13 protein-coding genes and 1 tRNA gene are annotated in these 15,258 nt (G+C 56.9%); 4 read left to right on the top strand and 10 right to left on the bottom strand.

Translation table 11 applies throughout. The features are described from left to right. Positions 1–117: 117 nt before the first annotated feature. Both J7399_RS12830 and J7399_RS12825 read left to right on the top strand, forming a co-directional pair. Complete coding sequence (locus J7399_RS12830; protein WP_209086718.1) at positions 118–891, top strand: hypothetical protein; 774 nt, start codon at positions 118–120, stop codon at positions 889–891. A gap of 4 nt (positions 892–895) precedes the next feature. After that, on the top strand, positions 896–1,723 hold the full coding sequence (locus J7399_RS12825) for a glycosyltransferase family 2 protein (protein ID WP_209086716.1): 828 nt from the start codon (positions 896–898) through the stop codon (positions 1,721–1,723). A gap of 90 nt (positions 1,724–1,813) precedes the next feature. On the opposite strand, the gene J7399_RS12820 is transcribed toward J7399_RS12825, so the two are convergent. Both J7399_RS12820 and J7399_RS12815 read right to left on the bottom strand, forming a co-directional pair. Next, positions 1,814–2,845: an N-acetylneuraminate synthase family protein gene (locus tag J7399_RS12820; RefSeq protein WP_209086714.1), complete on the bottom strand. Its 1,032-nt coding sequence runs from the start codon at positions 2,843–2,845 to the stop codon at positions 1,814–1,816. Positions 2,846–2,943: 98 nt separating this feature from the next. After that, positions 2,944–4,248, bottom strand: a complete 1,305-nt coding sequence (locus J7399_RS12815) for an ATP-binding protein (protein WP_209086713.1) — start codon at positions 4,246–4,248, stop codon at positions 2,944–2,946. A 39-nt stretch (positions 4,249–4,287) separates the two neighbouring features. Here J7399_RS12815 and J7399_RS12810 point away from each other — a divergent pair, with 39 nt between their 5' ends. Together J7399_RS12810 and J7399_RS12805 are read left to right on the top strand one after the other, a co-directional pair. Further along, positions 4,288–5,202 (top strand): MBL fold metallo-hydrolase, encoded by a 915-nt coding sequence (locus tag J7399_RS12810; protein ID WP_209086712.1) that lies wholly within the window; start codon positions 4,288–4,290, stop codon positions 5,200–5,202. A 105-nt stretch (positions 5,203–5,307) separates the two neighbouring features. After that, positions 5,308–5,382: transfer RNA gene (locus J7399_RS12805), tRNA-Asn, on the top strand. A gap of 79 nt (positions 5,383–5,461) precedes the next feature. On the opposite strand, the gene J7399_RS12800 is transcribed toward J7399_RS12805, so the two are convergent. The 8 genes from J7399_RS12800 to J7399_RS12765 form a co-directional block, all read right to left on the bottom strand. Beyond that, positions 5,462–6,697: a tetratricopeptide repeat protein gene (locus J7399_RS12800; RefSeq protein ID WP_209086711.1), complete on the bottom strand. Its 1,236-nt coding sequence runs from the start codon at positions 6,695–6,697 to the stop codon at positions 5,462–5,464. A gap of 78 nt (positions 6,698–6,775) precedes the next feature. Next, the gene (locus tag J7399_RS12795) at positions 6,776–7,651 is read right to left on the bottom strand and encodes a transferrin-binding protein-like solute binding protein (RefSeq protein ID WP_209086710.1); all 876 of its coding nucleotides are present in this window, start codon (positions 7,649–7,651) and stop codon (positions 6,776–6,778) included. A gap of 107 nt (positions 7,652–7,758) precedes the next feature. Next, positions 7,759–8,598, bottom strand: a complete 840-nt coding sequence (gene speB, locus J7399_RS12790; RefSeq protein WP_209086709.1) for an agmatinase — start codon at positions 8,596–8,598, stop codon at positions 7,759–7,761. Continuing rightward, positions 8,595–9,764, bottom strand: coding sequence for a carboxynorspermidine decarboxylase (locus J7399_RS12785; RefSeq protein WP_209086708.1), 1,170 nt, complete (start codon positions 9,762–9,764; stop codon positions 8,595–8,597). The genes speB and J7399_RS12785 overlap by 4 nt, the downstream gene beginning before the upstream one ends. Before the next feature lie 120 nt (positions 9,765–9,884). Then, positions 9,885–11,096: a saccharopine dehydrogenase family protein gene (locus J7399_RS12780; RefSeq protein WP_209086707.1), complete on the bottom strand. Its 1,212-nt coding sequence runs from the start codon at positions 11,094–11,096 to the stop codon at positions 9,885–9,887. Between the two features lie 31 nt (positions 11,097–11,127). Beyond that, complete coding sequence (gene speA / locus J7399_RS12775) at positions 11,128–13,017, bottom strand: biosynthetic arginine decarboxylase (protein ID WP_209086705.1); 1,890 nt, start codon at positions 13,015–13,017, stop codon at positions 11,128–11,130. Positions 13,018–13,255: 238 nt separating this feature from the next. After that, positions 13,256–14,347, bottom strand: coding sequence for an aromatic ring-hydroxylating dioxygenase subunit alpha (locus tag J7399_RS12770; RefSeq protein ID WP_209086703.1), 1,092 nt, complete (start codon positions 14,345–14,347; stop codon positions 13,256–13,258). Further along, positions 14,347–15,231, bottom strand: a complete 885-nt coding sequence (locus tag J7399_RS12765; protein WP_209086701.1) for a MurR/RpiR family transcriptional regulator — start codon at positions 15,229–15,231, stop codon at positions 14,347–14,349. The genes J7399_RS12770 and J7399_RS12765 overlap by 1 nt, the downstream gene beginning before the upstream one ends. Positions 15,232–15,258 lie beyond the last annotated feature (27 nt).

Genomic DNA, 15,258 nt, shown 5'->3' with positions numbered 1-15,258 from the left:
AAGCCAGCGCTGTCGGGCGAAGATCTTTTCTGGACAACAAATTGCATAGCGCATAGCACGAGTTCACGCAGTTTCTCTTCCGAGAACAAAAGAGACGATCGCGCGGAGGGCATTATATTGGATCGCATTATTTTGACGATGAAGTGGGGTACGCTGTATTCGGCCGAATATGTGAACGTGCTCTACAATGCCTGCAAAGCGCACATGTCCGTCCCGTTTCGTTTCGTCTGCCTCACAGATGACAACACTGGATTTGTTGATGGGGTCGAGGCCTATGATATCCCTGATCTCGGGTTGCCTAAGTCGGCCTGGGGAGCTGGCGCGTGGCCCAAATTGGGTGTGTTTTCAAAAGAACTCTATGGTTTGAGTGGTCGGGCGTTGTTTATCGACCTCGACACGGTCATTTCGGGAGATCTCGCAGAAATGTTTGATTTTGCGGGCGCATTTGTTTGCCTGGATTCTCGGCCCTGGCGCTATAAATCTGGTGCGCCGAGAACAGGTACGGGCATTTTTGCTTTTGATATAAACGCGTTAGGTGCTGTTGTTGATCGACTTCATGAGAATATGAATGGTCACTTGTCGACCTATGAAAACGAACAGGACTTTCTGCACGGAGAGTTCGGCTCGCTCGGATTTGGCGACATCCAATACTGGCCTGATGATTGGATTCAGAGCTTCAAGTACCATTTGCGCCAGCCCCTCGGCGTTGATCGTTTCAAACATCCGAATCCGCCCAGTGCAAAGATTCTTTGTTTTCATGGCATTCCGCGGCCGATTGACCTAATCAATCCGCCGCGTGGCAACTGGGATCGGTTCCCGCACTATGGGCGCGGGCGCGTGCCATGGATGGTTGACTATTGGGTCGGCTTTGGCGGCTCTTTGCAGGATTGATAACGTGACCAAACTTGTCCTTTCTCTCACGACGGTCCCCCCACGGTTTCCGCATGTTGACAAAAACCTTGCTCGTCTTCTGGAGCAAACTGCTGATATCGCTGAAATCAATCTCTATGTGGCGCGCAAATATCGTCGTTTTGACTATGATGCCGCGGATCTGCCGGTTGTACCTGAAGGCGTAAATCTGCGTGTTATTGACGAAGATTTTGGGCCTGCGACCAAGGTTCTTCCGGCCGCGCGCGAGTATGCCGGACAAGATGTGCAGATTCTGTTCTGCGATGACGACAAGCTCTATGATAACCAATGGGCTCAACGCTACGTGGATGCCGCCAAGGTACACCCAGATTGCTGCATCGTAGAAGAGGCAGGCCATTTGGATAATCCGGTCTATGCGCATGACGGCTGGCGAGGGAGCAGAGGGCCACGCGCGCAGTTTCTGGTAAAGGACTGGAAGTATCGTGTGAAGCGGGCTGCAACTTTTGGCAAGTGGAAGCCAAGTAAGGCGCTGAGTTCAGGTTATGTTGACATTCTGGAGGGGTGGGGCGGTGTGCTCGTGCGCCCAGAGTTCTTTGACGAAGCCTGCTATGACATCCCCGACGTGCTTTGGACGGTTGATGATGTTTGGCTGTCCGGATGTCTTGAGCGCCGAGGCATTCCAATCTGGCTGAACACCGACAACAAAATTCGGTCCAAGGAACCCAAAAACGAAGGCAGCGACGCGGCACTTAGGAAGTTTGTCTACATGGGTCATGACCGCATTGCGGCCAACCGCGCGTGCATTGACTACTTCCGAGAGACCTATGGCATTTGGGGCGGAACGAAAGCCTGAACCAACGAAAATGCGCAGCACCTGAGATGCTGCGCACGACGTCTCTGACACTATCTGAGAGAAGTTCGCCTCGCGGAGAAGGCTTGTTTCTCATCCCTCCAGATCTTCCCACTTCAGCTGGGTGTTGCGGGTGACTGCGCGTGTCAGGGTTTTGCCAACCACTTTGTCAAAGTCGTAGCCAGGAATTTCGCCGGAGCCCGGGCGGCGGGCCCAGATGTCTTGCTCGGTGATCACATGGCCAGCGGGCAGGTCTTTGTCGGCCACAACAGAGGCGCGGGCGAAGGCATAAACCGGCTCTTCGGCCTCGGTGCGTTGTTTGGGGTTGTTGGCGGCAATCCAGATCTCGCGGGAGCGCTCGATCAGGAACCGCAGCTCAGATGGGTCCATCGAGTTGATGATATCGGGGCCCTGACGGTAGCGGGTGTCGGTATAGTGACGCTCCAGAATACAGGCGCCAAGCGCCACAGAGGCCAGAGCCATTTCCGGGCCGATGGAGTGGTCAGAGAAGCCCACAACCGCGTTTGGAAAGGCCTCTTTCAGATCGGTCACGCCGCGCAGGGAAACGATTTCAGGCGGGGAAGGGTAGAGGTTGGTGCATTCCAGCAGAGCGTATTCGACGCCGGCCTCTTCGAGGATAGCGACAGAGCGCTGCATGGTTTCGATGGTCTGCATGCCGGTGGACATGATGACCGGTCTGCCAAAGGACGCGATGTGGCGGATCAGGGGCAGGTTGTCGGCCTCACCAGAGCCGATTTTGAAAGCGGGCACATCCGCCTCGGCCAGAAAATCAGCGGCTTTGCGAGAAAACGGCGTTGAGATGAAGATCATGCCCAACTCTTCTGTGTAGCGCATCAGCTCCAGCTCTTCCTCGCCGGACAGTGCGCATTGCTCCATCACTTCCCAGATCGAGACATCTGCGTTGGGCGGGAAAATCTGCTTGGCCTCTTCGGTCATTTCATCATCCACAAAATGGGTCTGATGTTTGACCATCTCACAGCCGGACAGGGCGGCGAGGCGCACCATCTCTTTGGCCACGGCCAGATCGCCGCCGTGATTGATGCCAATCTCTGCGATCACGAGGGGCGGGTGATTGGGGCCAATGTCACGGTTTCCAATACGCATAACGCTTCCTTTTATTCGTCTTTTCCGTCGCAGAAGGGTGACCTGAGTGCTACCGCCTTCGGTGGCGGGTGTAAAGCTGGGCCGACGTTTCCGCGGGTTCAGCGCCCAAGGACAAGATCGGCACGCAGCCCGCCAAGCTTTGAACTCTCGCTCAGGCGCAGGATGCCGCCGTGGGCGCGCGCCACATCGGCGGCGATGGACAAGCCCAATCCCACCCCCATGCCTTTGTTCTGGTTGCGGCCCGGTTCCAGCCGCGCAAAGGGTTTCAGGGCTTCTTCATAACGCTCCGGCGCGATGCCCGGGCCGTCATCTTCCACGCGGATACGGACATATTTGTCGGTGATTTCGACGGAGACCTCGGCGCGGGTGCCATAGCGGATGGCGTTGCCGATCAGATTGTCGACGGCGCGGCGGACGCTGGCCGGGCGCAGCGGAATTTCGCCCGCCCCGACCGGTTCATTGAGAGTAACCTCTGCGCCGGTACGGGTGTAGCTGTTGACGAGATTCACCACGAGCGCCGTTGGATCGGTGTCTTCGCTTTCGTCGGCATAAACGCCTCGTGCGAAATCGAGAAAGGCATCCAGCATGCGCTGCATTTCTTCGACGTCTTTCTCCAGCGGCTCGCGGTCTTCGTCCTCCAAAAGCGATAGCCCGAGTTTGAAGCGCGTGAGCGGCGTGCGCAGATCGTGGCTGACGCCAGACAACATGAGCGTACGCTGTTCGATTTGACGCTCAATCCGGGCACGCATGTCCAAAAAGGCATTGCCCGCCGCGCGCACTTCGATAGCGCCACGCGGAGAGTAGGGCAGGGAATGCCCGCGCCCGAAGGCTTCGGCGGCCACCGCCAGCCGTTTGATTGGGCGCAGCTGATTGCGCAGATAGAGATAGGCGACAAAAGTCAGGAGCGCGCCAAAGACCAGCATGTTCACAAACAGCTGGTGGGAATTGGAGGCCGAAACGCGCTTGCGGTCAAATTCCACCACTAAAGGGCCCGAGGCTGTGGCCAGATTCAGCACAACTTTGCTGTCATCAATCAGCTCAACGGCCTGCACACCCGGCAGCAGCTTCTTGAAGTCACGCGTCATGATGATGCCGGAGAAATCATACCAAAGACGGGTGTCCTCTGTGGCGAGCGCCTCGGGGTGGGACACCGAGATATCAAGCGTTTCCAAGACGGTGGGCCGCGCGTCCGGGTAGGTGTCGCTCACCTCCATGGCCTCAAGAACCAGCATGACTTCGCGAGATGTGGCAAAGGTCATCTGTTCTGTCACACCTTCGAAATGGCGGCTGACGAGCACAAAAGACACCACCACCTGCAACAGCACCACCGGGAGGATCAGGATCAGCGCCGCGCGCCCGTAGAGGCTGCGCGGCATATAGTGTTTGAGCCAGCGAAAAAACATGCCTACACCTTGGTCATTGACTATCCCGAGAGGACGACCATGGACCCGCAAATCTTGGCTTTCAACCCTGAACCCGGTGTGCCCGAGCAATTGGAACCCAATGTGCGCCGGCTGTTGTGTCCCAACCCGTCGCCCATGACCTTTCGTGGCACCAACACCTATCTGATCGGCGAAACAGAGATCGCGGTGATTGATCCGGGGCCGCAGAATGCCGAACATCTGCAAGCCATCCTTGCGGCGCTGACACCTGGGCAGAGCATCACCCATATCATTGTGACACACGCGCATCTGGATCATTCACCGCTGGCAAAAGCTTTGTCTGAGGAAACCGGGGCACCGATCTATGCCTATGGGGATGTGGACGCCGGACGCAGCGCAGTTATGCAGGAGCTCGCAGACAGCGGTCTGGCAGGCGGCGGGGAGGGCGTCGATGCGGATTTTATGCCGGACCGGGTGGTCTGTGAGGGCGAAGTGCTGCGCGGGCGTGGCTGGGCGCTTGAGGTGATCCACACGCCCGGACATTTCGGAAATCACATTTCGCTGGCGATGGAGGACATTTGTTTCTGCGGAGATCATGTGATGGGCTGGGCCAGCTCGCTGGTGTCGCCGCCTGACGGGGATCTGACAGATTTCATGGCGTCCTGTGAAAAGCTGCGCGCGCGCGACTGGCGGGTGTTTCATGCGGGCCACGGTGCACCGATTGACGATCCTGCAGGGCGCCTTGATTGGCTGATGACACATCGCAAGGGGCGGGAGGCGGAGATCCTGAAAGCCTTGCGAGACGGTCCGGCCACCGCTCAAGCGCTTGCCGAGATGATTTACGTAGAAACACCCGCTGCTTTGCTGCCTGCAGCGACGCGCAATGTGTTTGCGCACCTCATTGATTTGTATGGGAAAAATATGGTGTCTGCGCCGGGTGGATTGAGCGCTGAGGCGGTTTTTGAACCTCTGTAAAAGTTTTTTGCGGAATTTCAAAAAACTTCCAAAAATCCTCTGGACGTCTCTCAAAAGCAAAGCTATACCCCGCCACATCTTCTGGGCCAGCTCAGAGATGCATGTTCCGGCGTAGCTCAGCGGTAGAGCAGTTGACTGTTAATCAATTGGTCGTAGGTTCGATCCCTACCGCCGGAGCCATAAAAAGCCCTTAGGTCTCAACGGCCTGAGGGCTTTTTTGTTTGGGTGGATTGGGCGAAGGACCAGCGGTCACAGGCGATCAAAAACGCCGTGTGATGCCAATTTGGCTACGGGTCTCGGTGTAGCTGAAAGCCGCAATGTCGCTGCGGGTTTCCTCATAGCTGACCTCAACGAATGGCGTATAGCTGCCAGCTATGAACCAGTCGTTTTTCTCCACCCGAAGCCGCGCTCCGTAAGTCTTCTCATCCGGGCTTGCGGGAAGGATCGGACTCGGATTTTTAAGGTCTTTGTAGCGGAAGTAGAGGCTGGGTTGGGCGGTCAGGCCGTATTTCATCTCAAAGGTGCCAAAGGCTGTGATTTGCGTGGTAACCGCATCCTCTTGCGCACTTGGTACATTTTCACGTTCGATACGGCCAGAAATCCCAAGGATTGCACGCCCGCCAATAGCCTGTCGCACTCCAAGGCTTGCGGAGGTGATATGGCCAGAGAGCGCTTCGTTGCGGGCATTTGAGACGTCAAAAAAGGTAGCGCGTCCAAACACCGATCCACCTTCTTGGCCCCGGCGTTCAAAATTCGCAATCAGGCCCAACCTATCTTCGTATTTTGAGCCCGCAATGTATCGGGTGCTTATCGAAGGCGCGAAGGCGTAGGTAAGCTGTGACCTGGCAGTGCGAACCCCGGCGGTGAGGCTGAAAATAGCGTCATCATAGGTGTTGGTCTTTGCCTCAGTGAGATCGAAACCCAAGGTGGCAAATCCACTGACAGCGGCTTTGGGGGAGCTCAATGACGCGATGGGTCTGCGAAAATTTAGGGCACCAACAGCTCGGAGGCCAAATTCGTCTGATGTTTCACGATCAAATACAAAGGGCAGCATAACGCCGCCGGAGTCCACCAAAACCGTGTCTGAGGCATAGCGGCGTTGATTGCCGACCTTGACCACAGACAGGCTGAGATCCCAATCAAAGCCCCGGCGGCTGTCGATTGCACGGATGAAGGCCAGAACACGGTCTTTTACCGGTTCGGGCAGGTCAGCTGAAAGCACGATAAAGAATTCTTGACGGGCGCGTTGCCAGTCTTCGGCATTGAAATAAGCGCGCGCCAATTCTAGACGGACGCGCACCAGAGTGGGATCCTGAGCCAAAATCTCAAGAAACACCGGAATGGCTTTTTCAGGCTGACCAGCCTCTACATTGGCCAGTGCCGAGAGAAAGTATCGCTCGATCTGAGCTTGAGTTTCTGCGGGCTTTGCGTTTGCTCCGCTGCCGCTCAGCGCGAGCGCGAGCATCACTTTTATGGCTGTATTTTTGAAAGGCATTTGAGAACTTATCTAGCCTGGCGCATGAATAGAGACCGCCCGGGGAGCGGGCGGCCAAGACCGCTGCGGTCTCTCTATTTAATTACGCACTGCGCCAAAGCTGCCGATGTAGGCTGTATCACCGGACTGAGAATCGAAAACACCGCCCACTTCTTCGGCGTTTGGTCCGAAAAAATTTCCTTCGATATTGCCATTTACAGCTGTGCCAGAGATGTTACCGCTGAAACCGGAGCCAGATACAGTGGCTGTTCCTGTGAAGTTGAGATCGGATTCAGAGCGGACTACGAAAGTATCTAAGTTTTCAACTATTGTGTTGGTGCTGTCTAAATTCAATGTTCTGAAATCTGACGTGCTAACCGTTAGTTCGGAATCAGCTAGGTAGGTATCGCCGTCATTCAACTGTGCCAAACCGACAGTCTGCCCTCTGTAGCTCGCTGAATTCGTGGGCAGATTTGCTGCGTCGGTACGGGCGCCCACCGATGCTGTCGCAATGCTTCCGTTGTCAGATCCAAATCCATCTATCCAGGCGCCGAACGCTTGATGCTCATAGTCTGTGCGCGCATCACCAATGCCAAAAACTGCAATTTGTTCGCCGTCCGGACTCGCGAATGCTGCTAGATCGCGCACTGCGGTCAGTGGTGAGGCGTTGGTATCAAAAGACACAGTTGCGCTGCCTGCACTAGCCAATATATTTGTTGCGTTTCCGCCTGATCGTTTGATGTCCAAACGCGCAGCCTGATCTGCCTGGCGATTGTTGAGCGTTAACTCTCCCGTGCTGGCGTTTACCCGGAAATTCGCTGAGTTTCCGCGTCCTTCCAACCGTACTGTCCCGTCGTCTGGGAGCTCACTGACACTTGTAAATGCTATTGTTTCGTCACCGCCGCCACCACCGCATGCGCTCAAGGCTGGTGCTGCCAAAAGTGCGATCACGAGGCTTGAAGTTCTGAAGTTCATTAATATTTCCTTAAGTTCAATTTCTAATTGTACTTAATGTGAGTTGTTTATCTGATGTCAACAACAACCCAAGGGTAATGTGACGGGCTATGTCAGCTACATTGTTGTCACAAAGCCATCAGGCGATAAACGATCTGGGCGGCGGTGAAATCCCAGGCTTCTTCGCCATTAGGGGCCAGTTCAACCACATCAAAGCCCACGCAGCGGCGGCGTTTGAGGGCGTGTTCGACCAGATGCAGTGCTTGGTAGAAGCCGAGGCCGCCGGGGACCGGCGTGCCGGTGGCGGGCATCTGGCTTGGGTCGAGGCCGTCCACGTCAAAGCTCACGTAGACCAGCTCCGGGAAGTCTTCAGGCAGGTCGATGGCGTGGATATTGTTGACCACGATCTCCTCAGCATCGACATGAAAGACATTGTTTTCTTTGCGACTTTCCGCTTCCTGCGGGCAGAGTGCGCGGACACCGAACTGGGCCAGACGGATGCCATCCTCAGCCAGAAGATGCATGACCGAAGCGTGAGAGTGTTTTTCACCCTGATAGGCGATGCGCAGATCCGCATGGGCGTCGATCTGCACAATGCCGATGGGTTGGCCCAAAGCGCGGGCGACGCCGCTGACCGCGCCGTAGCTGAGGGAATGCTCGCCGCCGAGTGTGACGGGCAATTTGCCCGCTTTGACAATGGCTTCGGTCTTGGCGGCCAAGCGTTCCATGACCTCAGGCAGCGGGCCGTCGCAGTCCAGCGCGGCGTGGGTGTAGATGCCTTTGGCGCAGGGCTCCTGATCTTTGCATAGACGCTCAAGCTCGTTGGAAGCTTCGATGATGGCGGCGGGGCCGGCCTTTGTGCCTGCGCCATACGATACGGTGCGCTCCAGCGGCACGGGGATCACGTGGAAAAACGCGTCCTCAGTGCGCTCGGCTTCAGTCAGTTCGCTGTCCAGAAAAACGCTCATGACAGGCGCTCCTTAAAATCGGTGTAGTCAAATTCGCGCACCATGGTGAGCGCGTCGGTTTCGCTGTTCCACAGCGCAATGGCGGGCAGGGGCACGCCGTTGAAGGTGTTGGTTTTCACCATGGAATAATGCGCCTGATCGAGAAAGGCAAAGCGCTGGCCGATCGCAAGCGGCTGCGCCCAAGTGTAGTCGCCAATCACGTCACCCGCGAGACAGGACGGCCCGCCAAGACGGTAGCTGTGCCCCGCGTCCGCCTCATCCAGAAGCGCAGGGCGATAGGGGGCCTCGATCACATCGGGCATGTGGCAGGTGGCGGAAATATCGGTGATCGCCAGATCCATACCGTTGGTGGGCAAATCGAGGATTTCGCCAACCAAAATGCCCGCATCCAGCGCCACCGCTTCGCCGGGCTCCAGATAGACCTCTACACCATAGGTTGCGCGGATTTCTTGGATGAATGAAATCAGCGCGTCGCGGTCATAATCCGCCCGGGTGATGTGGTGCCCGCCGCCGAAGTTGAGCCATTTGAGATCCGGCAGATAGGGGCGCAGTTTGGGCTCCACCGCCGCCCATGTGCGCGCCAGAGGGTCAAAACCCTGCTCACACAAAGTATGCATGTGCAGACCATCCACGACCTTCAGTATCTCCGGGGTGAGCTGGCGCACCGGTGTGCCCAGACGCGAGCAGGGCGAGCAGGGGTCATATTTGGGGATTTCTCCCTCAGAATGTTCGGGATTGATGCGCAGACCGACCTGAACATTGGCCGCGAGGGCTTTGTTCAGAAATCGATTTTTTTGTGCGGGGCTATTGAAGATGATGTGGTCAGAGTGCGCGAGGATGTCGTCGATATCGCTGTCTTTGTAGCCTGCACAGAAGGTGGCGACTTCGCCGCCGTATTCTTCGCGGCCCAAACGGGCCTCATATATGCCGCTGGCGCAGGTGCCGCCGAGGTATTGCCGCACCAATGGCGCCAGAGAGAACATGGAGAAGGCTTTGAGTGCGCTCAGCACATGGGCGCCGGAGCGGTCAGAGACATCTTTTAGGATGCGCAGGTTGCGCGTGATGGCAGCCTCATCCACTACAAAACAGGGGCTGGGCACGCGGCTGAGATCGAAGTCGCGAAACGCACCTGCGTCCCCGGCCTGGGTTTGCATCATATCAGACATCTTTGGCTCCACGCGGCGGAGGATGGGAGGGGGCGCTGCCCCCGTCACCGCAGGCGGTGACTCCCCCGGGATATTTGGGCAAGAGGAATGGGCGGCCCGCATGAGGCCGCCGCTTGGGGTTTAGAAATCGACCGGACCGTCGAGCTCGTGTACCTGCCAGGGCAGGCCGTGTGCATTGAGCATATCCATGAAGTTGTCCGGGTCGAGCTGCTCCATGTTCCACACGCCGGGCTCTTTCCAGTTGCCTTTCAGAACTTGCGCCGCGCCAATCATGGCAGGCACGCCGGTGGTATAGGACACCGCCTGAGAGCCGACCTCGGCAAAGCACTCTTCGTGATCGCAGATGTTGTAGATGTAGAAGGTCTTCTCGCCGGAGCCGTCTTTGGCCTGACCCGTGGCGATGTCGCCGATGCAGGCTTTGCCTTTGGTCAGCGCGCCCAGATCACCCGGATCGGGCAGCAGGGTTTTCAGGAACTGGATCGGAATGATTTCCTTGCCGTCATGCATCACCGGATCAATGCGGGTCATGCCGACGTTCTGCAGCACAGTGGCGTGCATGATGTAGGCATCACCAAAGGTCATCCAGAAACGCGCGCGCTCGATTTCCGGGAAATGCGTCGCGAGGCTTTCCAGCTCTTCGTGATACATCTGGTACATGTTTTTCATGCCAACGCCGGGAAAGTCAAACTCCACCTTATTGGTCAGCGCCGGGCTGTGTTGCCATGCGCCGTTTTCCCAGTGACGCACCTCGGCGAGCACTTCGCGCAGATTGATCTCCGGGTTGAAATTGGTGGCAAAGGCTTGCCCGTTGTCGCCGCCATTGGCATCCAGAATGTCGATCTGGCGGATGGTGTCGAGCTTGTGCTTTTTCAGCCAGGTGGCAAAAACAGAGGTCACGCCCGGATCAAAGCCGGAGCCGAGGATGGCGGTCAGGCCTGCTTCTTTGAATTTGTCCTGATAGGCCCACTGCCAGTGGTATTCAAACTTGGCCACATCTTCGGGCTCGTAGTTTGCGGTGTCCAGATAGTGGCAACCCGCTTCAAGGCAGGCATCCATCAGCACCAGATCCTGATACGGCAGGGCGAGGTTCACCAGAAGCTCTGCACCGGTCTCTTTGATCAGGGCAACCGTGGCGGCCACATCCATGGCGTCCAGTTCCTCGGTCTTGATATCAACACCCACGCGTTCTTTCACACTTGCGGCGATGTCGTCACATTTGGATTTGGTGCGGCTCGCCAGCGTGATCTCGCTGAAGATATCGGCATTCATCGCCATCTTATGAACGGCGGCATGGCTGACGCCACCGGCGCCGACGACAAGTGTCTTTCCCATGAGGTTCTCCTGACTGTTGGTCTTCAGAGGGTTATTCAAAATAGGTGTATCCGTTCATCGAGTCCCGATAGGCGCCGATGAGGGTTTTGCGTTCTTTGGATTGCAGGTGGCCGGCAGAGATCGCCTCATCCACCATTTTGCGGAAGGCCGCGATGCAGTCGGCTGGGTCATATTCCACGTAAGAGAGCACCTCGGCGATGGTGTCGCCTTCCTGCTCATGCAGTAGGTCAAAGCCGCCATCTGCGCGCAGATCAACGGTCACCACATTGGTGTCGCCAAAGAGGTTGTGCAGATCGCCCAGCGTTTCCTGATAAGCGCCCACAAAGAACACGCCGAGATAATAGGGGCGATCTTCGGGCAGGGTGTGCACCGGCAAGGAAGGCGCAATGTCACCGGCAAGGATGAATTTGTCCATCTTGCCATCGCTGTCACAGGTGATGTCAGAGAGCACCGCACGGCGGTCCGGCATCTGGTTGAGCATCTGCAGCGGCACAATCGGGTGCAGCTGGTCAATCGCCCAGACATCCGGCAGGGATTGGAACAGAGAGAAGTTACAGTGGTAGACGTCGGCCACCTGTTGCAGCTCGCGATCCAGATCGCTGTTTGGTTCGCTTTCGCGCGCTATCACTTTGATATCAGACATCAAACGCAGAAAGATACGTTCCGCACGTGCCATCTGGCGCAGGTCGATATGGCCACGGCGGAAGAGGGCGCGCAGCTCGTCGCGGTAGAACCGCGCGTCGTTCCAGCATTCCTGCACGCGCGCGGGAATGAGATAGCCGCCAATTGCTGCAAGGTCTGTGACATAGTGGTGGTCGTCTGGCTGCACCTCTGGCGCGTCGGGTGCGTCGTAGAGCGTGCTTTCAAGCACATCAAACACCAGCATCGAAGAGGTGGCAGAGACCGCGCGGCCGCTTTCTGTCACCAGCACCGGATGGGGCAGCTCCGCCTCATCCATGGCGTAGCCAACGGTTTCCACGATATTGGCGCAGTATTCTTCGACCGTGTAGTTGATCGAGTTTTCAGAGGCGCGTTTTTCGCCGGTGTAGTCCACGCCCAGACCGCCGCCGAGATCCAGATGGGTGAGCGGTACGCCTTCGCGGGTGAGTTCGGTGAAGTAACGGCAGGCCTCAGAGACGGCGCGGCGCACATCGTTCACATCCGGCACCTGACTGCCGAGATGGGAATGCTGTAGTTTCAGACAATGCAGAAGGTTTTCGTTGCGCAGACGATCCACCACGCGCAAAAGCTGGTCAGTGTTCATGCCAAAGGCAGAGCGGTCGCCAGAGCTGCTTTGCCATTTGCCGCTGATCTGGTTGGTGAGTTTCACCCGCACCCCAAGCAGCGGATCAATGCCCAGCTCTTTGGCAACCTCGATGACGATCTCGGCTTCCTTTGGGCTCTCCAGCACGATGACGGTGTTGAAGCCCAAACGCTGAGACAGGATCGCAAGCCGCACAAATTCGGCGTCTTTCACCCCGTTGCAGATGATCAGCGCCTCTTTGGAAAGCCGGTGCGCCAGAGCAATCACCAGCTCCGGTTTGCTGCCTGCTTCGAGGCCGAATTCATACTGACGCCCAAACTCTACAATGCGATCAACCACTTGCGACTGCTGGTTCACCTTGATCGGGAAGACACCACGATAGCTGCCACGGTAGTTGGTCTTGGTGATCGCTTGCGCAAAGCTCTCGTTGAGGTGCCGAATTTCTGCTTCAAGAAAGCTTTTGACACGCAGCAACAGCGGGCTTGCGATGCCGCGTTGCTGGAGATCTTCGAGAATGCCGGGCAGGCTGATCGGCTTTGCGTCCGGAAAGGCCGGATCACAAAGCGCGACATCACCGTTCGGCAGAACAGTGACCAGTCCTTTGCTCCAACGATCGATGCCGTAAATGGAGTCAGAGAGCGGCTGTTCATGGGACATGAGAACAAACCTTAGCTGATATTTGATAAGATGGAAGAAGGGGCAGGCGATAACGCGATCGCAGGCGACTAGGCGGGCTCTATTTGCCCCGCATTACGAAGATGAAGCCATTTCATCTGAGCACACTCCCAAGCCATTTCTCAGCGACATCGCTGCACGAAACTGCGCTGGCCATTAAGTTTGCAAAGGCCCTCTGTCAAATGAAAAAATCACCGCTGCGCAGAAATCCTCAGAGGCGTCACCCGGAGGAGCCTTTGTCAATGGCCGCGCGCATCCAGCGTTGCAGGTGCATGACGGGATGTTCGGAGTTCACGCCGCCCTTTGGATCGACTACCAGCGGGCCGGGTTTATACCCGCGCGATTGCAAGCCGCGCTGCACGGATTCGACCAAGGTGATGTCCTCAGCCACCGTTGTGTCGCGGTCTTGCTGGGCAAGCTGGCGCAGCTTCGGATCCTCTGCGCCACCAACGGAATACCAGCCGCGCCAGACCAGCACATGATCCGCATCCACCGCGCGCCAGTGATAGGTGTTCAGCACATTGCCGGGGTAGACCTGAAAAGAAAACATCGGCCAGAGAAACCAGCTGGAATATTCGTCAAAATGATCAAAGCCTGAGTGGATGTCATAGGTCATGTCCTCAAGGCTTTGGCATTCGGTGGTGTGACGTAGGCATTTTCCTTGGGGCTGAATGTCATAGGTTTCAGGCTTCACCACGCCGCTTGCAAAGGTCGGATGATTGAGCGCGCAGTGATAGCATTCCGAGTAGTTTTCGACTGAGACCTTCCAGTTGCAGCGCTCTGGAATTTCGACCCATTCCAAAGGTTTGAGGTCTGCCCAATTGGGGACCCATTCAGAGAGCTCGGCCCGTGCGTTTGGAAACCACTCCTCCATCGGTGCCGCCTCTGGATCAAGGTTCACAAAGAGAAATCCCAGGAACTCCTCTACCTGAACTTCCGTCAGACAAACCGTTGATTTATCGAAACCTTCCACGGCCTTTAGATTGGGGCCAGCACGCAGTTGACCGGTAAGCTCATAGGTCCATGCGTGATAGGGGCAGACGACAACACGGGTGCGGCCTGTACCTTGCACCAGTTGGTGTGCGCGGTGCTGGCACACATTGTAGAACACGCGGATTTTCTGATCCTGACCCCGGATGGCAAAGAGGCTCTCGCCCGCGATGTCAAAGGTTGCATAGCTGCCCGGGTCGGGGAGGTCCGAGGTATGGCAGGCGAATTGCCACGTCTGCGCCAGAAGACCCTGTTTTTCGATCCGGAAGACCTCCGGATCGGTGTAATAGCGAGCCTCCAGCGAGCGCAGAATGTCAGCCATCACCCTTCCTCATGATAAAGCCCCAGTTTGTGCCGGCGGGCGTGAAAGGTTTCGACACGCTCCACCACCTCGTCGCTCGCAGCGGCAATCACAAAGGACAAAAGCGTCTCCAAGAGCGCGATGATGCTGACGGAGGAGGGGAAAAACTGTGGCGTGTCGCAGGAGACAAGAAAGCCATGATCCGCGGCGCGGATGATCGGGCTTGCGGGGCTGTCAGACAGGGCGATGATGCACATGCCCTGATCTCGCGCGGTTTCCACCGCCTGCACCACCTCAGAGCGGTAAGGGCGGCAGGTGATTGCGATCAGGACATCTTTGCCTGCCGCCCAGGCCAGATCGTCAATGGGCGTGGAGCCCGGTTTGGGAATCGCGTGAAACCGCACCATGCCTGTGGAGGCAAGATAGGTGAAATTGCGAGCGTTGGAATTGTTGACCCCCACGCCGAGTGTAAAGACATTGTCGGCGGCCCAGATGGCTTTGGCGGCGGCGTGAAGGTGTTCTGCACTGATCCCGGCAAAGCTGTCTTCAATATTGTGCAGGGTGCTTTGCACCATATCCGCATAAAGCCCGCCCAGATCGCCGGATTTCTGAATGTCCTGCAATAGACGCGCACGGTCGGGGAAATCCGCAGCCCCGCGGCGGATCGCTTCGCGAAACGGTTCGCGGAAATCATCGTAGCCTTCAAATCCCACCTGCCGTGCCATGCGCACAACGGTGTTGGGCTTCACATTCGCGGCCTCGGCGATTTCACGCACGGTGGAAACGCCCACATCGCGCGGGTTTTCCAGAACATAGGTCGCCGCCTTGCGCGTCTCTGGCGTCAGCGCAGGCAGTTCCTCCGCCAGTCGCTCCAGAATCGTATTTGACACATTTGTACCATTCATGATTGACGATGGTATTTTTGATCGCTT

Source organism: Shimia sp. R9_1 (assembly GCF_017743775.1).
Taxonomy (GTDB): domain Bacteria; phylum Pseudomonadota; class Alphaproteobacteria; order Rhodobacterales; family Rhodobacteraceae; genus Shimia.
The sequence above is the reverse complement of the archived record's forward strand: the minus strand, read 5'-3'. Positions and strand labels throughout refer to the sequence as shown.

Coding starts and splice junctions, on each gene's coding strand:
- J7399_RS12820 (WP_209086714.1), bottom strand. CDS start 2,845: ATGCGTATTGGAAACCGTGACATTGGCCCCAATCACCCGCCCCTCGTG.
- J7399_RS12815 (WP_209086713.1), bottom strand. CDS start 4,248: ATGTTTTTTCGCTGGCTCAAACACTATATGCCGCGCAGCCTCTACGGG.
- J7399_RS12810 (WP_209086712.1), top strand. CDS start 4,288: ATGGACCCGCAAATCTTGGCTTTCAACCCTGAACCCGGTGTGCCCGAG.
- J7399_RS12800 (WP_209086711.1), bottom strand. CDS start 6,697: ATGCCTTTCAAAAATACAGCCATAAAAGTGATGCTCGCGCTCGCGCTG.
- J7399_RS12795 (WP_209086710.1), bottom strand. CDS start 7,651: ATGAACTTCAGAACTTCAAGCCTCGTGATCGCACTTTTGGCAGCACCA.
- speB (WP_209086709.1), bottom strand. CDS start 8,598: ATGAGCGTTTTTCTGGACAGCGAACTGACTGAAGCCGAGCGCACTGAG.
- J7399_RS12785 (WP_209086708.1), bottom strand. CDS start 9,764: ATGTCTGATATGATGCAAACCCAGGCCGGGGACGCAGGTGCGTTTCGC.
- J7399_RS12780 (WP_209086707.1), bottom strand. CDS start 11,096: ATGGGAAAGACACTTGTCGTCGGCGCCGGTGGCGTCAGCCATGCCGCC.
- speA (WP_209086705.1), bottom strand. CDS start 13,017: ATGTCCCATGAACAGCCGCTCTCTGACTCCATTTACGGCATCGATCGT.
- J7399_RS12770 (WP_209086703.1), bottom strand. CDS start 14,347: ATGGCTGACATTCTGCGCTCGCTGGAGGCTCGCTATTACACCGATCCG.
- J7399_RS12765 (WP_209086701.1), bottom strand. CDS start 15,231: ATGAATGGTACAAATGTGTCAAATACGATTCTGGAGCGACTGGCGGAG.